The sequence below is a fragment of the Endozoicomonas sp. genome, from assembly GCF_965196975.1.
Lineage (GTDB): Bacteria > Pseudomonadota > Gammaproteobacteria > Pseudomonadales > Endozoicomonadaceae > Endozoicomonas.
The window spans coordinates 3,736,754-3,757,974 of the sequence record NZ_OZ239981.1 but is presented as its reverse complement, the minus strand read 5'-3'; the positions used below and the strand labels follow the sequence as shown (position 1 = coordinate 3,757,974).

At 49.7% G+C, this 21,221-nt stretch carries 18 protein-coding genes and 1 pseudogene; 11 read left to right on the top strand and 8 right to left on the bottom strand.

Translation table 11 applies throughout. The features are described 5' to 3' along the window. The first annotated feature begins 365 nt into the window (after positions 1-365). The 7 genes from ACOCLE_RS16890 (at position 366) to ACOCLE_RS16860 (ending at position 8,282) form a co-directional block, all read left to right on the top strand. Complete coding sequence (locus tag ACOCLE_RS16890; RefSeq protein WP_419533441.1) at positions 366-512, top strand: hypothetical protein; 147 nt, start codon at positions 366-368, stop codon at positions 510-512. A gap of 68 nt (positions 513-580) precedes the next feature. Then, a complete protein-coding gene (locus ACOCLE_RS16885; protein WP_419532972.1) occupies positions 581-1,861 on the top strand; it encodes an ISKra4 family transposase in 1,281 nt (426 codons plus the stop codon). A 56-nt stretch (positions 1,862-1,917) separates the two neighbouring features. Next, a complete protein-coding gene (locus ACOCLE_RS16880) occupies positions 1,918-3,135 on the top strand; it encodes a maltoporin (RefSeq protein ID WP_419533440.1) in 1,218 nt (405 codons plus the stop codon). 143 nt (positions 3,136-3,278) lie between these two features. Further along, on the top strand, positions 3,279-4,298 hold the full coding sequence (locus ACOCLE_RS16875; RefSeq protein WP_419533439.1) for a LacI family DNA-binding transcriptional regulator: 1,020 nt from the start codon (positions 3,279-3,281) through the stop codon (positions 4,296-4,298). Positions 4,299-4,611: 313 nt separating this feature from the next. Further along, a complete protein-coding gene (gene malE / locus ACOCLE_RS16870) occupies positions 4,612-5,805 on the top strand; it encodes a maltose/maltodextrin ABC transporter substrate-binding protein MalE (RefSeq protein WP_419533438.1) in 1,194 nt (397 codons plus the stop codon). An 86-nt stretch (positions 5,806-5,891) separates the two neighbouring features. Further along, positions 5,892-6,962 carry a maltose ABC transporter permease MalF gene (gene malF / locus ACOCLE_RS16865; RefSeq protein WP_419533437.1) on the top strand — a complete coding sequence of 357 codons (1,071 nt, stop codon included), beginning with the start codon at positions 5,892-5,894 and terminating at the stop codon, positions 6,960-6,962. A 63-nt stretch (positions 6,963-7,025) separates the two neighbouring features. After that, positions 7,026-8,282 carry an IS66 family transposase gene (locus ACOCLE_RS16860; protein ID WP_419533436.1) on the top strand — a complete coding sequence of 419 codons (1,257 nt, stop codon included), beginning with the start codon at positions 7,026-7,028 and terminating at the stop codon, positions 8,280-8,282. On the opposite strand, the gene tnpC is transcribed toward ACOCLE_RS16860, so the two are convergent. Further along, positions 8,283-9,788, bottom strand: a complete 1,506-nt coding sequence (gene tnpC / locus ACOCLE_RS16855) for an IS66 family transposase (RefSeq protein WP_419532963.1) — start codon at positions 9,786-9,788, stop codon at positions 8,283-8,285. A 294-nt stretch (positions 9,789-10,082) separates the two neighbouring features. On the opposite strand from tnpC, the pseudogene ACOCLE_RS16850 reads away from it, so the two are divergent. From ACOCLE_RS16850 to malQ, 4 genes and pseudogenes are all read left to right on the top strand, one after another. Then, positions 10,083-10,598, top strand: a pseudogene (locus ACOCLE_RS16850) (ABC transporter permease subunit); the annotation flags it as partial. Between the two features lie 10 nt (positions 10,599-10,608). Next, a complete protein-coding gene (gene malG, locus ACOCLE_RS16845) occupies positions 10,609-11,499 on the top strand; it encodes a maltose ABC transporter permease MalG (RefSeq protein WP_419533435.1) in 891 nt (296 codons plus the stop codon). Between the two features lie 256 nt (positions 11,500-11,755). Beyond that, positions 11,756-12,886, top strand: a complete 1,131-nt coding sequence (locus ACOCLE_RS16840) for an ABC transporter ATP-binding protein (protein ID WP_419533434.1) — start codon at positions 11,756-11,758, stop codon at positions 12,884-12,886. A 77-nt stretch (positions 12,887-12,963) separates the two neighbouring features. Beyond that, on the top strand, positions 12,964-15,192 hold the full coding sequence (malQ, locus tag ACOCLE_RS16835; RefSeq protein WP_419533433.1) for a 4-alpha-glucanotransferase: 2,229 nt from the start codon (positions 12,964-12,966) through the stop codon (positions 15,190-15,192). 121 nt (positions 15,193-15,313) lie between these two features. On the opposite strand, the gene mnhG is transcribed toward malQ, so the two are convergent. Genes mnhG through mbhE form a run of 7 tightly spaced genes read right to left on the bottom strand, consistent with a single transcriptional unit; the run spans position 15,314 to position 20,976 of the window. Further along, positions 15,314-15,619, bottom strand: coding sequence for a monovalent cation/H(+) antiporter subunit G (gene mnhG / locus ACOCLE_RS16830; RefSeq protein ID WP_419533432.1), 306 nt, complete (start codon positions 15,617-15,619; stop codon positions 15,314-15,316). After that, positions 15,616-15,945, bottom strand: a complete 330-nt coding sequence (locus tag ACOCLE_RS16825) for a cation:proton antiporter (protein ID WP_020582421.1) — start codon at positions 15,943-15,945, stop codon at positions 15,616-15,618. Before ACOCLE_RS16825 ends, mnhG begins: the two co-directional genes overlap by 4 nt. After that, positions 15,938-16,414 carry a Na+/H+ antiporter subunit E gene (locus ACOCLE_RS16820; RefSeq protein WP_020582420.1) on the bottom strand — a complete coding sequence of 159 codons (477 nt, stop codon included), beginning with the start codon at positions 16,412-16,414 and terminating at the stop codon, positions 15,938-15,940. Before ACOCLE_RS16820 ends, ACOCLE_RS16825 begins: the two co-directional genes overlap by 8 nt. Then, positions 16,411-17,976, bottom strand: coding sequence for a proton-conducting transporter membrane subunit (locus ACOCLE_RS16815; RefSeq protein WP_419533431.1), 1,566 nt, complete (start codon positions 17,974-17,976; stop codon positions 16,411-16,413). The genes ACOCLE_RS16820 and ACOCLE_RS16815 overlap by 4 nt, the downstream gene beginning before the upstream one ends. Beyond that, the gene (locus ACOCLE_RS16810; RefSeq protein ID WP_020582418.1) at positions 17,973-18,326 is read right to left on the bottom strand and encodes a Na+/H+ antiporter subunit C; all 354 of its coding nucleotides are present in this window, start codon (positions 18,324-18,326) and stop codon (positions 17,973-17,975) included. The genes ACOCLE_RS16815 and ACOCLE_RS16810 overlap by 4 nt, the downstream gene beginning before the upstream one ends. Next, on the bottom strand, positions 18,326-18,718 hold the full coding sequence (locus tag ACOCLE_RS16805; protein WP_419533430.1) for an MnhB domain-containing protein: 393 nt from the start codon (positions 18,716-18,718) through the stop codon (positions 18,326-18,328). Before ACOCLE_RS16805 ends, ACOCLE_RS16810 begins: the two co-directional genes overlap by 1 nt. After that, positions 18,718-20,976, bottom strand: coding sequence for a hydrogen gas-evolving membrane-bound hydrogenase subunit E (gene mbhE / locus ACOCLE_RS16800; protein ID WP_419533429.1), 2,259 nt, complete (start codon positions 20,974-20,976; stop codon positions 18,718-18,720). Before mbhE ends, ACOCLE_RS16805 begins: the two co-directional genes overlap by 1 nt. Positions 20,977-21,221 lie beyond the last annotated feature (245 nt).

The window sequence follows — 21,221 nt, the reverse complement described above, 5'->3', positions numbered from 1 at the left end:
AGCGGAATGAATAGGTTGAATTTTACGTTGATTGTTTTAAATACAACAGGGTTAAAAATAAATTATTAAATGTCTGTAAACGCTTACATGTTGATATGAGTCACATTCATTCATCTTTTATCAATAAAAAAATAAAAAGACCTGATGATTTCAGTAAACGTTTACAGATTGATTTAAATCACAATTCTCTTACAACGGATTTCTTATAGTTCTTTTCCCATAAGCAAACAGCAAGTCACAGCAAAGCAATTTTGCTAACAGCGCTGTCTGCTTTTGCCAGAACAGGTCATTCTGCCCGGCTTAGGGGAGCTGATGGGCAGGATTGATCGGATTAACAAAAACACAAACACCTGAGTAGTAAATCAATGTCAAACTTGAAGCGTCTTCCGCTGGCCGGTGCTATTGCTGCTGCACTGATGGCCTCTTCTGCCATGGCAGCCACTGTTGATTTTCATGGTTATGTTCGTTCCGGTATTGGTGCTTCCGCTGGTGGTGGTGGGTGCTCTCTCTGAATGATTGAAACAATAGTGCTCTATTTTCACAGCTACTATGGGAACACCACTCATAATAGTTAACTGTCATGCCCGCTTCTGTTATTTCCAGCTCTACCAAAAGCATCGTTTTGCAAATTGAAGTTTCTATAGATTCAGGCAACATGCTGAATCTTGAAGATAGTTTACAGCGTGCACTCAATGAAGCCGGGCAGCTTGGAACAAAAGAGTTATTGGGGCTATTTGAATCACCCAATAAAGAACCTATCGTCGTTAATCAGCAGAAGTGGAACTACAAAGGAAAGGTTCTTAAGCACTATGAAACCTTATACGGTCGTATACCTTTGGAGCGCTCCGTATATCAGGGTGTCAGAGGTGGCAGTACTCTGGCAGCACTTGATCTTCGTGCCGGTATTATTGGTTCAGCTACCCCCAAATTTGCCAAGTCTATCGCCTGGAAATACAGCCAGATGCCAGCGCCTGCGGTAAAAGAAGATTTTGAGACCAACCATCAAAGGACGCTTTCAAATTCTTATATCAAGCATTTATCGGACAGAGTAGGTGCATTAATTGAAGACCAGCAAGACACTCACTACCACCTTCCTCCACTAAAAGAGCCTGTTGAAACAATAGCCATTGGTCTGGATGGAACCTGCATGCTGCTTTGTGAAGAAGGCTGGAGGGAAGCCATGTGTGGGACATTGAGCCTATATTCTGCAGATGGAGACAGGCTCCACACGATATATACAGCCAGTTCGCCAGAGTATGGTAAACAAAGCTTTATGAGCAAGCTCGACGAGGAGATTGCAGATCTAAAACGACTCTACCCAAATGCCACATACATCGGGGTAGCTGACGGGGCTAGAGAAAACTGGAGTTATTTGAAACAACATACCTCTGGGCAGATACTCGATTTTTATCATGCATCTGAATATTTAGCTGGAGCAGCGGAAGCACTGTTTCCAACCAGTAAGGCGAAGCGACACCAGTGGCTTGAAGACAGGCTACATAGTTTGAAAAACAAGCGTGGAGCAGCCAAAAAAATCCTTCAGGAAATTGAATCAGCCGAGCTCCCGAAAAAGACAATCGCACTGACAGAGAAGCGCTACAAAGCTGTGAGCTATTTTACAAACAATCACCAGTTAATGAATTATCATCAGGCGCTTAAACGCCATTGGCCAATAGGTTCAGGAGTTACTGAAGCGGCTTGTAAGACTCTGGTAAAGCAACGATTATGTGGTTCTGGAATGAGGTGGAAAGCAACAGGAGCGGAAGTGCTTTTGACAACAAGAGCACTGATCCAGAGTAAGGGGCGCTGGGAACAACTTTGGTCTGAGTTCATGACTGGAAAGGTTGAAGCTAACCTATGAGTCAGTTATCAAATTGAGAGAGCACCCGTGGTGGTGACCAGGAAGCGTTTGGTGCAGTGGGGGCGGGTTCCAAATACCGTCTTGGTAACGAAACCGAAACCTACGGCGAAATCAAGCTGGGTTCTGAATTGTTTAATAACGGCGAACAGTCTTTTTACCTGGACAGCAACATGGCATTCAGTGTGGATCAGGCCAATGACTGGGAAGGTACTGATCCGGCATTTCGTGAGTTCAACGTCAAGGGCAAAGGTGTATTGGGCTTTGCTCCAGAGGCTACCCTCTGGGCGGGTAAGCGCTTCTACAAGCGTCATGACGTTCATATGTCCGACTTCTACTACTGGAACGTTTCTGGACCAGGCGCTGGTGTAGAAGGCATTGACCTTGGGTTTGGTGACTTCAGTTTTGCCTGGGTGAAGAGCAGTACTTCATTTGAATATTACAAAACTGCGGTAAATGCTCAGGATCGTACTGACGCTCAGGAATTTGACATTGATCAGAATATTCTTGATTTCCGTCTGGAAAATATTGCTGTTAACCCAAATGGCTCGTTAACCGTGGGTGTTGACTACGCCTTTGGTAATCCTTCTGGCTCATTTGAGGGTGGATTCAAGGCAAATGGTTTTGATAACGCAGGCAATGGTCAGTCTGCAGTGATTGATCCAATTGCTGAGTCTGATATGGACGACACTGGATATATGCTGACCCTTGAACACACCCAGGGTGAGTTCTTTGGTGGTTTCAACAAGTTTGTTGTTCAGTATGCGACAGATGCCATGACTGCCCATGGTTTGGGTTCAAATGGGCAGGGCGTTTCTGCGCTGACTTCCGATAACCTCGATGGTAACGACTTCTATCGCATCATGGATCACGGTGTTGTAGGTCTGGGTAAAAACGTCGAAATGCAGTACCTGGCCAGCTACAACAACCTGTCTTTCAAAGAAACAGGCAAGCCTGATCAGACCTGGATCAGTCTGGGCGTTCGTCCAGTTTATTTCTGGAATGACATCATGAGCACTGCTGTAGAGCTGGGTTATGACCAGGTTGATAATGCCTTCAAAACCGATGCCGGTGACTGGAAAGACTCCAAGCTGACTAAGCTGACGGTTGCCCAGCAGTGGTCTGCTGGCCGTGGCTACTGGGCGCGTCCTCAGATCCGTGTATTCGGCACCTATGCCAACTGGAATGATGATTCCAAAGGCCAGATCGGTGGTGAAGCATTTGCCAATGATACTGACGGCTTTACCTTCGGTGTCCAGATGGAAGCCTGGTGGTAATAATCGGCTGAAAATCTCCTGAAACTCCCTCGTGTTGCTATGGCCGCCTCCGGGCGGTCTTTTTTTAACTCCATATATGCAATAACATGGCCGGTGATTTTTTTCTTCTCCCCGATTTCAGTAAGGTCTCGTCGGAAAGCCGTATGTCGACAGAGCAGGATGAGTCTTCCCAGCCCCCTCAGGTAACCATTCATCACGTTGCAGCCTGTGCAGGGTTATCCATTGCCAGTGTCAGCCGGGCGCTGAATGGTGAAAAGTACGTTTCAGAGAAAACGCGTCAGAAAGTCATGGATGCGGTTCGTGAGTTGAATTATCAGCCGAACTACGTTGCTCGGCAGATGCATCGGCAGAAGCAGTTCTCGATTGGTGTGGTACTGGGCAAGGATGCGGGGACCTATACACCCTTTGCCATGAAAGTCTATGAGTCTCTGCAAGCGTCGTTTCAGCAGCGAGGCTACCGGGCACGGCAGGCTCAGTTCCTGAAGAATGGCAAATTAAAGGATGCGTCTGCAGGCTACATAACGATCGGACTGCACGAGTCTGATCCCCGCTATGAGGTCATGCACAATTCATCTTCTGTTGTTCTGGATATTGGTGAGGCAAGAAAAAGTGGACTCTGGGTTTCATCGAATGATCAGCAGGGTGGGTATCTGGCCACTCAGCACCTGATCGAATCCGGTTGCCGTGATATTCATTTTATCTGTCTGCATGAAAAACACCGGGTATCGCGATTCCGTTATCACGGTTATCTGGATGCCATCAGACAACAGGGCTTGACGGTCTATGAACCGATTGCCGTTGGTGACGATGCAGGCACACCGGCACTGGACACCTACCGGTCACTGACCCGGCTTTTCCATGCAGGTCTTAAGGCGGATGGCTTTGTCTGTTTTGCGGATACCCTGGCCACCGGCGCCTGCTCAGCCGCCAGTGATTTTGGCTTGAAGATACCGGATGACCTATCAGTGATCGGCTATGACGGTATTGTTGGATACGGAAATATAGATCTGTCGTCTATTCGGCAGGACATTGATGGCCTGGCAGACAGTGCTGCAGAACTCTTAATTGATGCCATGAAAAGCGGTGAGATGAAAGGTCGCTCTCTTGATGTCAGCCTTACCGCTGGAAAAACCACCCGTCCTCATAAATCAATAGCCATATAATCAATATGGCTATTGGCTGCTTTAACAAACAATCACATTCACATCAAATAAAACCTGTTCTTTAAATAACGTTGTTAAAGAAAAGTTAACAGAAAATTTCTGGAAACGCTTACAGATTGATTTAAATCATCATCTTGAAAACGTGACCGATGAATACTTTCCCCGGTTCCACAGGAATGGTCAGGTTGTGCCTCTGATAATCAGTTTTTCTTAATTGATTCAGGAAACAGGCACTGAGTTAACCTGATATTCATAACAATTAGATCAGCGACCGAATACTAGCTGTGTTATCCGATGTTCCAGGAGTGGGGAAATGAGCAAAACCAATAATATTTTCGTAAAAACTCTGGCGGCGGCTGTAGCTGCATCCACATTGTTTGCCGGCAGTGTTCAGGCTTTCAGTGAAGACGAGCTGGTTATCTGGGTAGGGGGCGATAAGGCTTACAACGGTATTCGTGAAGTCGGCAAGCGTTTCGAGGAAGAAACCGGCATTAAGGTGAAGGTTGAGATTCCTCAGAACATCACTGACCGCTTCCAGCAGGCAGCTTCTACCGGTGCCGGGCCTGACATCATGCTCTGGGCTCACGACCGCTATGGTGAGTGGGCTGCCAGTGGTCTGCTGGCACCAGTCAGCCCATCGGCAGAGTTTAAGGCGGATGTCGTAGAAAAAGGCTGGGAAGCCATGAGCTTTAAAGGCAAAACCTATGGTTACCCCATTTCCATGGAGTCCATCAGCCTGATTTATAACAAGGATATCATTCCTGAAGCGCCAGCCTCTTTTGAGGCCATGTTTGAGTTGAATAACAAGCTGGCGAAAAAAGACATCAAAACCATCATGTGGGATCAGGTCCAGCCTTATTTCACCATGCCAATGCTGGCTGCCAACGGTGGTTACCCATTCGCCTATGAGAATGGCAGTTACAACATCAAGAAGACCGGTGTAAATAACGATGGCGCCATGAAAGGTGCTCAGATGATCACCAAAATGATTGACGCTGATGTTCTGCCCCGTGGTGTGGATTACGGTGTCATGGAGTCCACCTTTAACAATGGCAAAGTCGCCATGATGATCACTGGCCCATGGGCCTGGTCCAACCTGGACAAGAGTGGCATTAACTATGGTGTAGCTCCACTGCCGTCTATTGATGGCAACCCATCCCGTGCATTTGTCGGCGTCTGGGGCGCTGCTCTGAACAACGCCAGTCCGAATCAGGCTTTGTCTGCCGAGTTCCTTGAAAACTATCTGCTCAGCATCGATGGTCTGAAAACCATGAACGCTGACGTTCCACTGGGTGCGGTGGCGAACAGGGAACTGATGGCTGAACTGCAGAAGGACCCACGTATTGCCGCTACCTGGGCGAACGTTGAAGCCGGTCTGCTGATGCCAAACATTCCGGAAATGGGCAAGTTCTGGTCTGCCATGGAATCTGCGCTGCGCAATATCACCAGTGGTCGCCAGGTGGCTGATGCGGCATTGAATGACGCGGCATCACGCATCGTTAATTAATTCTGATTGAGCCAACTTTGCCGGTTTTTCCATTGGGATAAACCGGTTGCCTCTTTTTTTGACCATTGTGCTTTCTGGAGTGTTCAATGAGTGATGTTGTGCTGGGGAGCGGCACCAACCGAATCGGCAATGGCCTTAAATGGGCGCTGGTAGCAGCCATTAACCTGCTTCTTTTATACGGCGTGACCCTGATGTATGCCCAGGGAGAGATGGCCTTTGCTTTGCTGGTGCTGATTATTACGGCGACGGCTAACTGGGTTTTTCTCAGCAGTAAGGCGTACAGTTACCGCTATGTGTTTCCTGCCCTGGTTGGCGTACTGGTTTTTGTGGTCTTCCCACTGATTTATACCGTCAATATCGCCTTTACCAATTACAGTTCTACCAACCTGTTGAGTCTGCAGCGGGTTAAAGAGATTCACCTTGCCAAAACCTATGAAACTGGCGGTGGCAGTTATGGCTTCTCCCTCTATCAAAACGGAGAAAGTTATCAGCTGAACTTGCAGGGCAAAGGTGACAATAAGCATTCCTATACCACGGAAGATTTTTACCTGATGGGCGCCGAAGGGGTGGACGCTATTCAGGTTACGACCCTTGATGGTTCATCAGAGCCTGTGGGTGAAAAACTGGCGATCAAAGCATTGATCAAGCTTCGGCAGGGTTTGAAGAAAGTTCAGATAACACTGCCCGATGGAACCGGTCTGGCCATGACGGGTTTACGTTCCTTTGGAGCGATTGCACCGGTTTATCAGGCGGGAGAAAACGACACATTAATTGACAGTCGAAGTGGTGCAGTACTGACACCGGATCATGCCACTGGCTTTTATATCGATGAGCATGGTGAGCGCCTTTCTCCCGGTTTTACTGTTTACACAGGCTGGGACAACTTTATTCGGGTAACCACCGATGAAGGGGTTCAGGAGCCTTTCCTTAAGATATTTGTTTGGACAGTGTCGTTTTCTGCACTGACCGTGGTTTTCACGCTCGCCGTTGGCCTGCTGATGGCCTGTCTGATGCAGTGGGAGCCGTTGAAAGGCAATGGCGTCTATCGACTGTTTCTGATTCTCCCTTACGCCGTACCCGCCTTTATCTCCATTCTGATTTTCCGGGGATTGTTCAATCAGAACTTTGGTGGTAACTATTCAGCACCCTTCATATAAATCTGGAATTTTCTGATTTTTCGACCATCATCTTATACTCAATTTTTCTAACAAATCTCCAGTATGGAACCAGACTTCCCAGCTACTCCGTTTACCGAAGCTCTCCTTAAAGAGAATGAAGAGCTTCGGACCGAGAATGCGCTTTTACGGGAACGTTGCAGCGAACTGGAAGAAAGGGTTAATAAAAACAGTCAAAACAGTAGTAAGCCACCATCGTCAGATGGTTATCAAAAGCCCAGTAAAAAAGGGAGTGATAAAGGTGATACATCTTCCAAAGAAGCCCCCTGCTCCTCACAGGAAACACCGAACCCCAAAAGCCTTAGACCATCTTCAGGCAATAAACCAGGTGGCCAGAAAGGTCATCAAGGCTCTTGTTTGAGACGTGTCGCCTTACCCGATTATGTCAGGCATCTGAAGGTTGAAAAATGTTGCTGTTGCCAGTCTTCGCTTATCGATATTAAACCCACCAAATACATTGAGCGACAGGTTTTTGATCCAGGTAGACCCGGAGAATTTGAAGTTACCGCGTACTGGGCAGACGTTAAAGTATGTCCTTGTGGTAAACGGAACACCGCTGAGTTTCCCCAAGGAGTGAAAGCCGCTGCTCAATACGGAGAAGTGACTCAGGCAATGGCTGTTCATTTAAACCAGTATCACTTCATCCCATATCACCGGGTGTCTGAGTATTTCAATACTATTTATTGCATGAGTGTCAGCGCAGGCTCTGTTGCCAATTTTGTTGCCTATACCCATGAGAACCTGGCCTCTACTGAGCAGAGTATCCGCGATGCTTTACAAGAAAGTCCGGTTGCAGGAGCGGATGAAACTGGCATGCGGGTTGACGGTTCACTGTGGTGGTTACACATTATGCGAGATGACCAATGGACGCTTTACTACCTCTCAGAAAGGCGAGGTTGTGAAGCAATGGATGCAATGGGCATCCTGCTGACTTTTGCAGGCATTCTGGTTCACGATCATTGGAAGTCCTACTTTGCCTATGCGGCAGTGCATGTGCTTTGTAATGCCCATCATCTGAGAGAGCTTCAGGGAGTTGTCGATAGGGATGCGAATAAGCTGGCTCTGCGGCTGATGAAATTGCTTACGCTCTCCTGGCACTTCTGCAAGAAATACAAAGCAGCCGGTCTGACTCAAATGCCTGGTGCAATACAGCTTCGCATTGAGACGATATACGACCAAATCCTTCAAAGGGCTCTCACGAAGGAAACCGCTTATATGGAAAAACAACGACAGGTGCTTGGACGTAAGAAGGTCAGGAATACCAAGGCCTACAACCTGTTCAAAAGGCTTATTGAGTTGTAACTATTCAGCACCCAGCAAAGGCGTATTGTTGTAATTTCGAACCGCTTTAAGAAGCGCCTGAAATATGTTCAACCCCTGCTTTTTAGCAGATGATAAATAGCTTCGGATTCGGGTAAACATGGTACCTCCGTCTTCGCTTCTGAAGCAGCCTGAGATCTTCTGCTTAAGTTTGGCCATCCTGGCATCACGTTCACTGCCATTGTTATCGAAGGGAATTGAAAAGTCCGACATGAAGCGCAACGTTTCAACCTTAAACTCAATAAGCCTTTTGAACAGGTTGTAGGCCTTGGTATTCCTGACCTTCTTACGTCCAAGCACCTGTCGTTGTTTTTCCATATAAGCGGTTTCCTTCGTGAGAGCCCTTTGAAGGATTTGGTCGTATATCGTCTCAATGCGAAGCTGTATTGCACCAGGCATTTGAGTCAGACCGGCTGCTTTGTATTTCTTGCAGAAGTGCCAGGAGAGCGTAAGCAATTTCATCAGCCGCAGAGCCAGCTTATTCGCATCCCTATCGACAACTCCCTGAAGCTCTCTCAGATGATGGGCATTACAAAGCACATGCACTGCCGCATAGGCAAAGTAGGACTTCCAATGATCGTGAACCAGAATGCCTGCAAAAGTCAGCAGGATGCCCATTGCATCCATTGCTTCACAACCTCGCCTTTCTGAGAGGTAGTAAAGCGTCCATTGGTCATCTCGCATAATGTGTAACCACCACAGTGAACCGTCAACCCGCATGCCAGTTTCATCCGCTCCTGCAACCGGACTTTCTTGTAAAGCATCGCGGATACTCTGCTCAGTAGAGGCCAGGTTCTCATGGGTATAGGCAACAAAATTGGCAACAGAGCCTGCGCTGACACTCATGCAATAAATAGTATTGAAATACTCAGACACCCGGTGATATGGGATGAAGTGATACTGGTTTAAATGAACAGCCATTGCCTGAGTCACTTCTCCGTATTGAGCAGCGGCTTTCACTCCTTGGGGAAACTCAGCGGTGTTCCGTTTACCACAAGGACATACTTTAACGTCTGCCCAGTACGCGGTAACTTCAAATTCTCCGGGTCTACCTGGATCAAAAACCTGTCGCTCAATGTATTTGGTGGGTTTAATATCGATAAGCGAAGACTGGCAACAGCAACATTTTTCAACCTTCAGATGCCTGACATAATCGGGTAAGGCGACACGTCTCAAACAAGAGCCTTGATGACCTTTCTGGCCACCTGGTTTATTGCCTGAAGATGGTCTAAGGCTTTTGGGGTTCGGTGTTTCCTGTGAGGAGCAGGGGGCTTCTTTGGAAGATGTATCACCTTTATCACTCCCTTTTTTACTGGGCTTTTGATAACCATCTGACGATGGTGGCTTACTACTGTTTTGACTGTTTTTATTAACCCTTTCTTCCAGTTCGCTGCAACGTTCCCGTAAAAGCGCATTCTCGGTCCGAAGCTCTTCATTCTCTTTAAGGAGAGCTTCGGTAAACGGAGTAGCTGGGAAGTCTGGTTCCATACTGGAGATTTGTTAGAAAAATTGAGTATAAGATGATGGTCGAAAAATCAGAAAATTCCAGATTTATATGAAGGGTGCTGAATAGTTACAATTCCAGATTTATATGAAGGGTGCTGAATAGTTACAGCAGAAGATCTCAGGCTGCTTCAGAAGCGAAGACGGAGGTACCATGTTTACCCGAATCCGAAGCTATTTATCATCTGCTAAAAAGCAGGGGTTGAACATATTTCAGGCGCTTCTTAAAGCGGTTCGAAATTACAACAATACGCCTTTGCTGGGTGCTGAATAGTTACCTTTGGTGAAATCAATATGGTGCTGAATGCCCTGTTTGGCCTTCGTCCAGAGCGGTTCAGTGATGAAGGGCTTGCCCGTTCCATGCTGCTGATCGTGAATACCTGGCTGGGTTATCCCTACATGATGATTCTCTGCATGGGACTGCTGAAGGCAATTCCAGATGATCTGTATGAAGCCTCTGCGATTGATGGTGCGGGTCCTGTGGATAACCTGATGCGCATCACACTGCCAATGATTATTAAACCATTGACGCCTTTATTGATTGCCGCCTTTGCCTTCAACTTTAACAACTTTGTACTGGTTGAACTACTCACTGGCGGTGGACCAGACATGATTGGGGCAACAACACCTGCGGGATCAACCGATCTGCTGGTCAGCTACACCTACCGGATCGCCTTTGGCCAATATGGACAGGACTTCGGTCTGGCATCCGCCATTGCCACCATTATCTTCCTGATGGTGGGTGTTATTTCCTGGCTCAACCTGCGGGCCACCAAGAAACTACAGGAGAGTTAAGGGGGCGGTTATGGCAATGGTACAACCAAAAAACCTGAAATACCGTGTCTGGGCAACCCGGATATTTCTGATCCTGTTTATTCTGATGATCATGCTGCCCTTTCTGATGATCATTTCCGTGTCTTTCCGCACAGGTAACTTTGCAACGGGCAGTTTAATCCCGGAAAACCCAACACTGGAGCACTGGTCCCTGGCGTTTGGTATTCCCTGGACCAATGCGGACGGCAGTATTTCATTACCGCCATTTCCGGTGCTTACCTGGCTGTGGAACTCCATCAAGATTGCGGTCATCTCTTCTACGCTGATTCTGATGTTATCCACAACCGGCGCTTATGCATTTGCCCGTTTCCGCTTCCGTTTTCGTGAACATATGCTGACCGCTATGATGATCTTTCAGATGTTCCCGGCGGTACTGGCCCTGGTTGCGATCTACAGCATCTTTAACACCCTTGGGAACTATGTGCCCTGGCTGGGGCTGGATACCCATGGTGCGGTGGTGATTGCCTCTCTGGGTGGTGTCACTCTGCATATCTGGCTGATTAAAGGGTATTTCGAGAGTATCGATGGTTCCCTGGAAGAGGCTGCCGCTATCGATGGTGCGACGCCCTGGCAGGCATTTCGATATGTACTGCTGCCGTTGTCTGTTCCGATTCTGGCGGTGGTCTTTATTCTGGCTTTCATCGCCTCTGTGGGTGAATACCCGGTGGCATCAGTACTCCTTCAGGATGTGGATAAGTTAACCCTGGCAGTTGGCTCGCGTCAGTACCTGAATCCACAGAATTACCTCTGGGGTGACTTTGCCGCAGCCTCGGTGCTGTCCGGCTTGCCAATTACCCTGGTGTTCCTGTTGTCCCAGCGCTGGATTGTCGGCGGTCTGACGGCAGGTGGCGTTAAGGGATAAGAATTCAAACGGTGGTCCAGATCATAGGAGCCTGTCGAACTTAACACAGACCTACTGCGAAAAAGCCGGATTTGGCCATTTTTTATGCTGCTTTTCGTTGAATAGAACCACTATTCGCCTCAAATCAGCATAAAAACTGGCTCAAACCGAACTTTTTCTCGCTACGGTCGATTAAGTCCGACAGGCTCCCAGGTCACCGTAACCAATTACTAAATACATTGAGCCAATGTCGTTTGGCTGGGTGGGAGTGAAAAGAATGGCTGAAGTATTTCTGGTCGATGTCAGCAAAAGTTATGACCAGGGAAAATCCTGGGTTCTGAAAAACGTGAATCTCTCCATTGCGGATGGTGAGTTTGTGGCCTTTGTTGGGCCATCCGGTTGTGGTAAGTCCACGCTGTTGCGCATGATCTGTGGCCTGGAAGAAATTACTAAAGGTGACCTTTCTATTGGTGATGAGCGTGTCAATGATATGCCGCCCAATGAGCGTAAGGTCGGCATGGTATTTCAGTCTTATGCGCTTTATCCCCATATGACGGTACGGGAAAACATGGCCTTTGGCCTTAAGCTGGCAAAAGCGGACAAAAAGACCGTTGACCAGCGAGTCGATGAGGCGGCCAGGATTCTTCAGCTGGAGCCCCTGTTGGATCGCAAGCCAAAAGCTATGTCTGGTGGACAGCGCCAGCGTGTAGCCATTGGCCGCTCCATTGTTCAGGAGCCAAGGGTGTTTCTGTTTGATGAGCCGCTGTCTAATCTGGATGTTTCACTGCGGGTGCAGATGCGTCAGGAGTTGGCCCGTTTGCATCGCCGTCTCAAAACTACCTCCATTTATGTAACCCATGACCAGGTAGAAGCGATGACCCTGGCGGATAAAGTGGTGGTGCTGAGCCCTCTGGCTGACGGTGCAGAAAGTAACCTTGAGCAGGTGGGTGCTCCTCTTGAGCTGTATCACCACCCGAGAAATATTTTTGTTGCCGGGTTTATCGGCTCTCCCAAGATGAACTTCTTTGATGGCACCTTACTGGAAGGTGGTGAGGAGTTCAGCCGGGTGCGACTGAACTCCGGCAGTGAAATCTCGGTTGCCGTTAATGCAGTCAGCGGCAAAGCAGGCGATAAAGTGGTTTTGGGGATACGTCCTCAGGATATCCATCTGGTTGAGTCTCAGGGTAATGCCATTGAGGGAACGGTTTCAGCGCTTGAGCGCCTGGGAACGGAGTCGTTTATTTATTTCTCCCATCCAGATATCCGTGAAAGCCTGACCGTCCGGGTTGAAGACTCCAAGGCCCGTCATGAAGGCGATGTACTGACACTGAAGCTGCCGGCAGAGAACTGTCATCTCTTTGATGCCGATGGCCTGGCTTTTCGCCGCACCCGTGTCACCGATTTTTAACCAGTCGGCTTTACCATTCTGAAGAACCTGAATACGACGAGTTTATAAAAGAAGAGGGAGAGAGTTTAACAGTGGATATGCAACGGATTGAGCGCCTGGCCGCATGCTATGGCCTGAGTGGGGAGTATAACGACTGGGCTGGTAATCCGGTTAAGGTTCCCGTTGAGAAAATGATTCCAATGCTTGAGGCCATGGGCCTTCAGCTGGGTTCCGATCAATTGATTGACCAGCAGATTGAAGACGTTGAAAAACAGCGCTGGCAATCCATTTTACCCGGTGTTGCTGTGCTGCACAAAGGCAGCCCTTTTGAACTGGAGCTGCACTTACCGGCCAGTAAGCTGAAAGATACGATCAAGCTGAACCTGACTCTGGAAAATGGCAAACAGCGACTACTGGAGCTCTCTGGAAAAGAAGGGCAGTACAAAGAGGTGGCTCGCAATAAACATGGGCGGACAACCATCGTCAGGATCAATGCGATCCTGCCTGATGATCTGCCAGAGGGTTATCATCAGCTGCAACTGCAGGCGGTAAAAAAGAAGAAGGGCGATAAAAAGCCCGAAGGCGTTGAAACCTGCGCGTTGATCATTGCTCCAGAAACCTGCTATGAACCGGAAGCACTGGCCAAAGGCCAGAAAATCTGGGGATCGGCCATTCAGCTCTACACGCTGCGTTCCGCAAGAAACTGGGGGATGGGGGATTTTACCGATCTTAAGGAAACGGTAACGGCACTGGCTGCAAAAGGCGCTCATATTGTGGGATTGAACCCCATTCATGCGCTGTACCCTGCGGGGCCTCAGCATTGCAGCCCTTACAGTCCTTCCAGTCGGAGCTTCCTGAACCCTCTTTATATCGATGTAGAAGCGGTTGCGGAGTTTGAGTTCAGTGATGATGCCCGCCGATTGATGGATGATCAGGCGTTTCAAGCCAAACTGTCCGAAGCCAGGTCTGCAACCCATGTGAATTATCCTGCAGTGGCTGAGCTGAAGATGGCGGTGTTGGAAAAGCTCTATGACACCTTTGTCAGTCGAGAATTGAAAGCCAAGACCCAACGAGGTAAGCAGTTCAAGGCATTCTGCAAAACCCGGGGTGGGAGTCTGGATCGTCAGGCGCTTTATGATGCGCTCTTTGAGCATCATCTTAAGCAGGGTGCCCATGCCTGGGGCTGGCGCCATTGGCCAGAGTCTCTGCAGAATCCGGAGAGCTCAGAAACCAAGGCTTTTGCCAAAGCACATAAAGAGCGGGTTCTTTTTTACACCTGGCTTCAGTGGGTGGCCGATGGTCAGCTGGAAGATGCCCAGCAGGCTGCACAGCAGTCCGGCATGATGGTTGGACTCTATCGTGACCTGGCGGTTGGCGTTGACAGTGGTGGGGCGGATGTATGGTCCGATCGTGAACTCTATTGTCTGGATGCCAGTGTCGGTGCGCCGCCTGATGGTGTTGCCCCGCAGGGACAGAACTGGGGTTTACCACCATTCAATCCCGAAGTGCTGAAAGCATCCGCTTACCAGCCATTTATTGAGATGGTTCGCGCCAATATGGATCACTGTGGCGCATTGCGCATTGACCATGTGATGGGATTACTGCGACTGTGGTGGTGTCCAAACGGCAAGACCGCAGACTTCGGGTGTTACGTTCGCTATCCGCTTCAGGACCTGCTGGGCATTATCAAACTGGAGAGTCAGCGCCATCAGAGTCTGGTGTTTGGTGAAGACCTCGGCACGGTACCGGAAGAAATTTCAGAAAGCCTGCCGCCAGCAAAATTCTACTCCAACACCGTAGGGCTATTTGAGAAGCTGGAAGAGGATCGGTTTACCGCGCCAGTGGATTATCCGGGCAGAACGCTGGCCTGCATGTCCAATCATGACATTCCTACGCTGAATGCCTGGTGGAACTGTCTGGATCTGGACCTGTGGCGTGAGCTGGGCACTTATGATGAAGAGCGCTGTGAGCGGGAAAAGAATGAGCGTCACGCTGCCAAGGTGGCACTGCTGAACACGCTGGCTGATATTGGTGAACTACCACCGGGTATGGATCCTGAGCGGATGGAGACCATGGCCTTTTCCCGCGAGCTGATGGAGCGTCTGCATTATTATCTGGTTCGCTCCAATGCACTGATTACCGTTATTCAGCTGGAAGACTGCATGATGCTGGATACGCCGGTGAATGTTCCGGGAACTTGTGAGGAATACCCGAACTGGCGTCGTCGACTGACCAGTGACGTTGCTGCTTTGGTCCAACAGGAGGGGATGGAGCAGTTTCTTAAGAACGTAAATATCATCCGGGGAGCAGAGCAGGCAGCGTTTTGAGTTTACAGGGCAGAGAACCTGCTTTCAGGGTTCTTTGCTCCTGCTTCTTTTTCTGGAAGTTTTCTCGCTCCCATGATGACCATGGGAGCGTTGTCAGTTGCAGGCCAGCAGACAGTAAGAATTAATCCTGCTGATGCCCACGCCACATCTTGTAATTATTCATCAACAGCGATTTACCCAGCAGTTGTGCTGCGACAGGGGCTGTCATCAGGATAAATGCGATAATGCCGATTGCCCGTGAAATGACGGACGTATCGTGAAAGTGCAGCGCAACAGCCACCATAATCAAGCCAACCCCGATGGTGCCCGCCTTAGTAGACGAATGCATGCGTATATAGGCATCGGGCATTCGTAAAATACCCAGCGCAGAGAAAAAGCTGAACAGTACCCCGACGATTAAACAGCTGGCGACCACCCACTCCATCATAATTCTTCTCCTGGCTTTGAACCTGAGTTTGAGCCTGAGTCTGCATCCGACTGACTCAGTGGCACGCGCATAATAAAGCGGGCAAAGGCAATCGTACTGAGAAACGCAACCAGTGCCAGAGTAATGGCTATATCCATAAATGCGGTGGCGTTGCTGTAAATGGTAAAGACGCCAATAAAACCAATGGTGATAAAAGCGATCAGGTCCAGGGCGATAACACGATCGGCCAGTGAGGGGCCTTTGCACAGTCGGATGAATGCCAGGGCAAGTCCGGCTAACAAACCGGCAAAGGCGAAGTTAGTCGCAAAAGCCATAATGTCAGTCACGGGTCACCTCCAGAATGCGGCGTTCCAATGTTTCTTTAATGTCGTCGATCACCGACTGCTCGTCCTGGCTGAACATGGCATGTATGACCAGATACTTACGATCTTCACTGACGTCCAGACTCAGTGAACCCGGCGTCAGCGATACGATATTGGCCAATAACATAATCTCAAAGTCAGACTCTACCTCCAGTGGCACGTTGATGATGGCCGGATGACTCAGGTGAGTCGGGGTGATGACATCCCACACTACCTGCAGGCTACTGGTCAGCAGTTTGTAGAGGAAGACCGCCAGCAGTTTCAGGGCTGCCCAGAACTTGCGCCCATAATTGGGTTTATTCCGGAACGGCTCCGTCAGTAGCAGAGCAAAAAAGCCAACCACAAAACCAATGGTAAAGTCGGTGCTGCCGTAGTTGCCGTTCAGCAGCATCCAGCCAAACGCCAGGAGAATGTTTAATAAAAACAAGTTCATTGTTGTATTCCTCCCGCAGGTGCTGCTGATAAAGAAGGTGCGGATAGCTGCGCAGCGTAGGGAGTGCTGTCGCTGCCAAGCACAGCATTAATGTAAGGCTGTGGGTTGAGAAGGTTGGTTGCGGAGGTTTCTGCCAGCTGATAAATGGGCTCGACCATCAAACCGATCAGAACGGTAATCACCGCCAGTACCGCAATAGGTGTAATGTACAGGCAGTTTTCCTTCCACGTCAGAGAGGCTGGTGCTGCTGCATTCTCCGGCAGAGGCTTCCAGAACGCTTCCGCCCAGATTTTGGTCATTGAGTAAATGGTCATCAGACCAACAAATAATGCGGTTGCTGCCAGCAGATAGTCTTCAGTGAGCAGGCCCGCCTTGATCACCAGAAACTTGCCCCAGAAACCGGACAGTGGTGGAAAGCCGGCCAGAGAAAAAGCCGGAATCAAAAACAGCAGCGCCAGCCAGGGCATGGCGCTATAGGCACCACCCAGCTCACGCAGGTTGTCGCTGCCCTGTTTGCGTTTCAAAAAGCCGCCAATCAGGAACAGGTTAGCCTTAACAATAATGTGATGGATGATGTAGAAAATCGCCCCCGTAATGGCCAGCGGTGTATAGATGGCCAGCCCCATCAGCATATACCCAATCTGACTGATAATATGAAACGACAATATACGTTTAATATTGAACTGACTGGCAGCGCCGAGAACACCTGTGAGCATGGTCAGGCCGGCAATCACAATCAGCAACGGCTGGTAACCACTGGCCACCAGGTCGAACACGATGGTGAAGACACGCATCAAGGCGTAAACGCCAACCTTGGTCAGCAGCGCAGCGTACAGGGCAACGATGGCACTGGGCAGATGGTGATAGGATGCTGGCAGCCAGGAGAAGACCGGGAACGCCGATGCTTTGATGGCAAAACCAAAGAGAAACAGCCCGGAAATGAGCATCATGGTGGTGTCCGGCAGCTGCGCAACTTTGGCGTGCAGGTCAGCCATGTTCAATGTGCCGGTAGCACCATAAAGCAGACCGATGGCCAGCAGGAAAACCATGGTGGATATCAGGTTGAGTACGACGTATTTCACCGCCGCATCCACTTGCTCTTTATTCGCACCCAGCACCATCAAACCAAATGAAGTAATCAGCATGACTTCAAAAAACACATAGAGGTTGAAGATGTCGCCGGTTAAAAAGCTGCCCATAACACCGGCCAGCAGCGCATGAATCAGGCTGTGGTAAATGGCATAGAATGGTTTGCTGCGCAAATCGGCGGTGCTGTAGAGCACAATGGCGATACCGATAATGGCAGTAATCAATACCATGCTGGCGGACAGCAGGTCGGCAACAAAGACAATACCGAAGGGGGCTTTCCAGTCCCCGAAGGCCGTCACCTGCAGTCCGTTTGAGATAACCTGTTGCATCAGCAATACGGCGACACACAGATTAGCGATTGCACCGCACCAACTGATCACAGACGACAGTGAACGGGCGCGAAAGCTGAAGGCGCAGGCCGTTGCGGTAAGCAACGGAATAAAAATAGGCATAACCAGCAGCCAATGCGTCATTGCTCGGCCTCCGCGTGTTGCATTTTATCCATGTCAGCAGTGCCAAGCTCTTTGATGGCGCGATAGGCCAGTAATAAGGTGAATAACAGCAGACCGAAACCGATCACGATAGCCGTAAGAATGAGTGCCTGAGGCAGTGGGTTCGCGTAACCGGCAGCAGGGAGTAAAGCGTCACTGGCAATCAGCGGTGGATTGCCGCGGGTTAATCGACCGGCGACAAAAATGGCCAGGTTAATGGCATTACTGACCAGAATCATACCGAACAGAAAGCGCACAATATGGCGTTCCAGCATCAGGAAAACACCACAGGCAGTCATCAAGCCAACGACCAGACACCAGAGAAATTCCATTAACTTAACTCCTCTTCCACATTCAGTAGAACCATCAGCACGGAGCCAATAACTGCGAGATAGATGCCGATGTCAAACAACAGCGGGCTGCCGATTTTGCCCCACCACAGACCGGAGAGAAAAGGCTGCCCAAAGAACAGTGGCAGCAGTCCGGCCAGAAGCGCGATTAACACACCGGCGCCAGCAAAGACCGCTGGTGGGTAGACCAGGCGGTCGCGCACATAGTCAATATTTTCGGCCAGCATTAACAGGGCAAAGGCAATCACCGCAATAAGACCTGCGATAAACCCACCGCCTGGATTGTTGTGGCCGCGCAACAGCAGATAGACAGAAAACACCAGCATCAGCACCGTGACGAAATGAGCACTGGTACGAAAAATAATCGATGACATTAACGGTGCTCCTTGTCGGTTTCAGAGACCAGCTTGTTAATCCGTTTACCGGCCAATACGGCGACGGCGGCCAGTCCGGCAATCACCACCACAACGGCCTCACCAAGGGTGTCGAAAGCGCGGAAGTCCACCAGGATAACATTGACGATATTGCGTCCCTTACCACCACTGACGCTGGTTTGGGCATAGAACTCGGAGATTTCCTGATTCATGGGGACGGCAGTAATAATCCACAGCGCCAGAGTGATGCTGATACCGATACCAGCAGCAACACAGGCGTGAATAATACGACGAGAGGTTGAATGCCGGGGGACAGAGCTGACAGCGGATAAGTGGCGCAACACGATGGCGATAAAGACGACCAGCAGGGTTTCGACCAGAAGCTGTGTTTTGGCAACATCCGGTGCGCTGTATACCAGAAACACCATGGTGGTTAGAAAACCGATCGTACCAAGTGCGGCAACCGCCAATAACAGGGTACGGGCTTTAACCACCACAAAAGCGGCGATGACCAGAAACACCGCAAGTACGACGTCGTAGTAATACAGATCCCATTCAATAGAGGGCAGTGGGTGTATTTGCCAGAGTACTGTTCCAAGAAAAGCCAGCAGCACCAGGAAGAACTGCAGGCTGTATTGGGTGAGGTGGCCATGCTGCAACACACGGGTTTGCCAGTTCGCCAGTTTAATCACTGCATTCAGCAGGTGCTGGTAAACCGCTGGTCCGGAGGGCAACCCAGACAGGAGCTGGTCGAGTCGTGGCTTCAAACGTGGATAAGCGACATAGAGCAGAATACCAAGTAACAGCGTGAGTGCGCTTAACAGCAGTGGCAGATTTAAGCCTTCCCAGAGTTTGACCGTTTTCACCTGAGGGGTTGCCAGCATCACCGAGGCGGCAGGATCAATTATCACACCCTGATACCAGTTCAGCAGGGCCACCGGCACAATAACTGACAGCAGCGCCAGAACGATGGGTGGTAACCACAGCAGCTGATTATGCTCAACGGCTTTCATCGGCGCAGCTTTTGGGTGATGAGGTTTTAAAAAAGGTTTGATCAGGATCAGCAATGCCAGAGCGACCATAATGGCATTAGCCAGCAGCATGGTGCCGGAAAGCACCCAGCCAAATTCGAGACCTGCTTTATAGAGGTATTCCTTGGACAGGAAACCAAACGATGGCGGCAGGCCAGCCTTGGAAGCGGCGGTTACCAAAGCGGCGGTGAAGCTGATGGCCAGTACTGCACGCAGGCCGGCCAGCTCATGGTATTCACGGGTGCCGGTGGCTTTATCGATATTGCCGACCACCATAAATAGCCCGGCCTTATAAAAGGAATGGGCGGCAATCAACAGTAGTGCAGCAGTGACGGCATAACTGCTGCCGATGCCAATCAGCATGACCAGCTGGCCAAGAATGACATTGGTACTGAAGGCAAGCATCAGCTTTAAGTCGGTCTGGCGGTAGGCCTGTATGGCGCACCACAGGGCAGTGAAGGCACCGGCACTGCACAGCAGTGTGAACCATAACGTGCTATCGCCATACACGGGCAGCAGTCTCGCCAGCAGGTATACGCCCGCTTTTACCATGGTGGATGAGTGCAGATAGGCGCTGACGGGGGTGGGGGCAGCCATGGCGCCCGGTAGCCAGAAATGAAAAGGAAACTGTGCCGATTTAGTGAATGCGCCAAGCAGAATAAGTAGCAGTGATGGGGTAAACCATGGCTGCTGAGCCAGTGAAGCCCCTTGGGTGATGATGGCGCTGATACTGTAGGTGCCTGCCATTTCACCCAGCATAATCAAGCCGGCCAGCATCGCCAGACCGCCAGTGCCGGTGACCAGCATGGCTTGCAGGGCGTTCTTGCGTGATCCTTCTTTCTCGTGGTTAAAGCCAATCAACAAATAAGACGTGAGTGTGGTTAATTCCCAAAATACGAACAGCAGCAGCAGATTGTCGGCCAGTACTAATCCCAGCATGGCCAGCATAAACAGGGTCAGATACAGGTGGAACGCTGCGCGGCCTTTATAGGGTTTCATGTAGGCAATGGCGTAGAGCTGAACCAGAAAACCGACGCCGCTGATCAGGCTGGCAAACAACACGCTGAGGCCATCAAGGCGGAGCGAAAACGGAATATCCAGGGATGGAATCCAGGGCCAATACAGCAGAGTCTCTGGTGGTTTATAGCTGGCGCCGATCAGCAGAAAAATCCCAAGCGGTAGCAGTGCGCAGAACGCTAACCAGAGTTTGAGTAGTGGATTTGGCATGAAGTGAGGCCGTAAATACCGTTTTGATGAGAAAGCCGAAATTAATATCGGGCATTATAATGACACTTTCGCCCTACTATATATAAAAGTTATGTTGCCCATAAGAGGTAGTGTTCACGGTTGTATTTTGCAGCTCTTTATCGGGTTATGGTTGGAACTTCCCAATAAGCTGGATAAACAGGCGAGTTGAGTCGCTAGTCGAGTGCACTACGGCATCTTCCGCGATTAGTGCTGACTGTGCCTGG

Excerpts from the sequence above, each read along its gene's own strand:
- ACOCLE_RS16885 (WP_419532972.1), top strand. The coding sequence starts at position 581 with ATGCCCGCTTCTGTTATTTCCAGCTCTACCAAAAGCATCGTTTTGCAA.
- mbhE (WP_419533429.1), bottom strand. The coding sequence starts at position 20,976 with ATGCCAAATCCACTACTCAAACTCTGGTTAGCGTTCTGCGCACTGCTA.
- malE (WP_419533438.1), top strand. The coding sequence starts at position 4,612 with ATGAGCAAAACCAATAATATTTTCGTAAAAACTCTGGCGGCGGCTGTA.
- mnhG (WP_419533432.1), bottom strand. The coding sequence starts at position 15,619 with ATGATGGAGTGGGTGGTCGCCAGCTGTTTAATCGTCGGGGTACTGTTC.
- ACOCLE_RS16860 (WP_419533436.1), top strand. The coding sequence starts at position 7,026 with ATGGAACCAGACTTCCCAGCTACTCCGTTTACCGAAGCTCTCCTTAAA.
- ACOCLE_RS16875 (WP_419533439.1), top strand. The coding sequence starts at position 3,279 with ATGTCGACAGAGCAGGATGAGTCTTCCCAGCCCCCTCAGGTAACCATT.
- malQ (WP_419533433.1), top strand. The coding sequence starts at position 12,964 with ATGCAACGGATTGAGCGCCTGGCCGCATGCTATGGCCTGAGTGGGGAG.
- malG (WP_419533435.1), top strand. The coding sequence starts at position 10,609 with ATGGCAATGGTACAACCAAAAAACCTGAAATACCGTGTCTGGGCAACC.
- ACOCLE_RS16840 (WP_419533434.1), top strand. The coding sequence starts at position 11,756 with ATGGCTGAAGTATTTCTGGTCGATGTCAGCAAAAGTTATGACCAGGGA.
- malF (WP_419533437.1), top strand. The coding sequence starts at position 5,892 with ATGAGTGATGTTGTGCTGGGGAGCGGCACCAACCGAATCGGCAATGGC.
- ACOCLE_RS16815 (WP_419533431.1), bottom strand. The coding sequence starts at position 17,976 with ATGACGCATTGGCTGCTGGTTATGCCTATTTTTATTCCGTTGCTTACC.
- ACOCLE_RS16890 (WP_419533441.1), top strand. The coding sequence starts at position 366 with ATGTCAAACTTGAAGCGTCTTCCGCTGGCCGGTGCTATTGCTGCTGCA.
- tnpC (WP_419532963.1), bottom strand. The coding sequence starts at position 9,788 with ATGGAACCAGACTTCCCAGCTACTCCGTTTACCGAAGCTCTCCTTAAA.
- ACOCLE_RS16810 (WP_020582418.1), bottom strand. The coding sequence starts at position 18,326 with ATGGAATTTCTCTGGTGTCTGGTCGTTGGCTTGATGACTGCCTGTGGT.
- ACOCLE_RS16805 (WP_419533430.1), bottom strand. The coding sequence starts at position 18,718 with ATGTCATCGATTATTTTTCGTACCAGTGCTCATTTCGTCACGGTGCTG.
- ACOCLE_RS16820 (WP_020582420.1), bottom strand. The coding sequence starts at position 16,414 with ATGAACTTGTTTTTATTAAACATTCTCCTGGCGTTTGGCTGGATGCTG.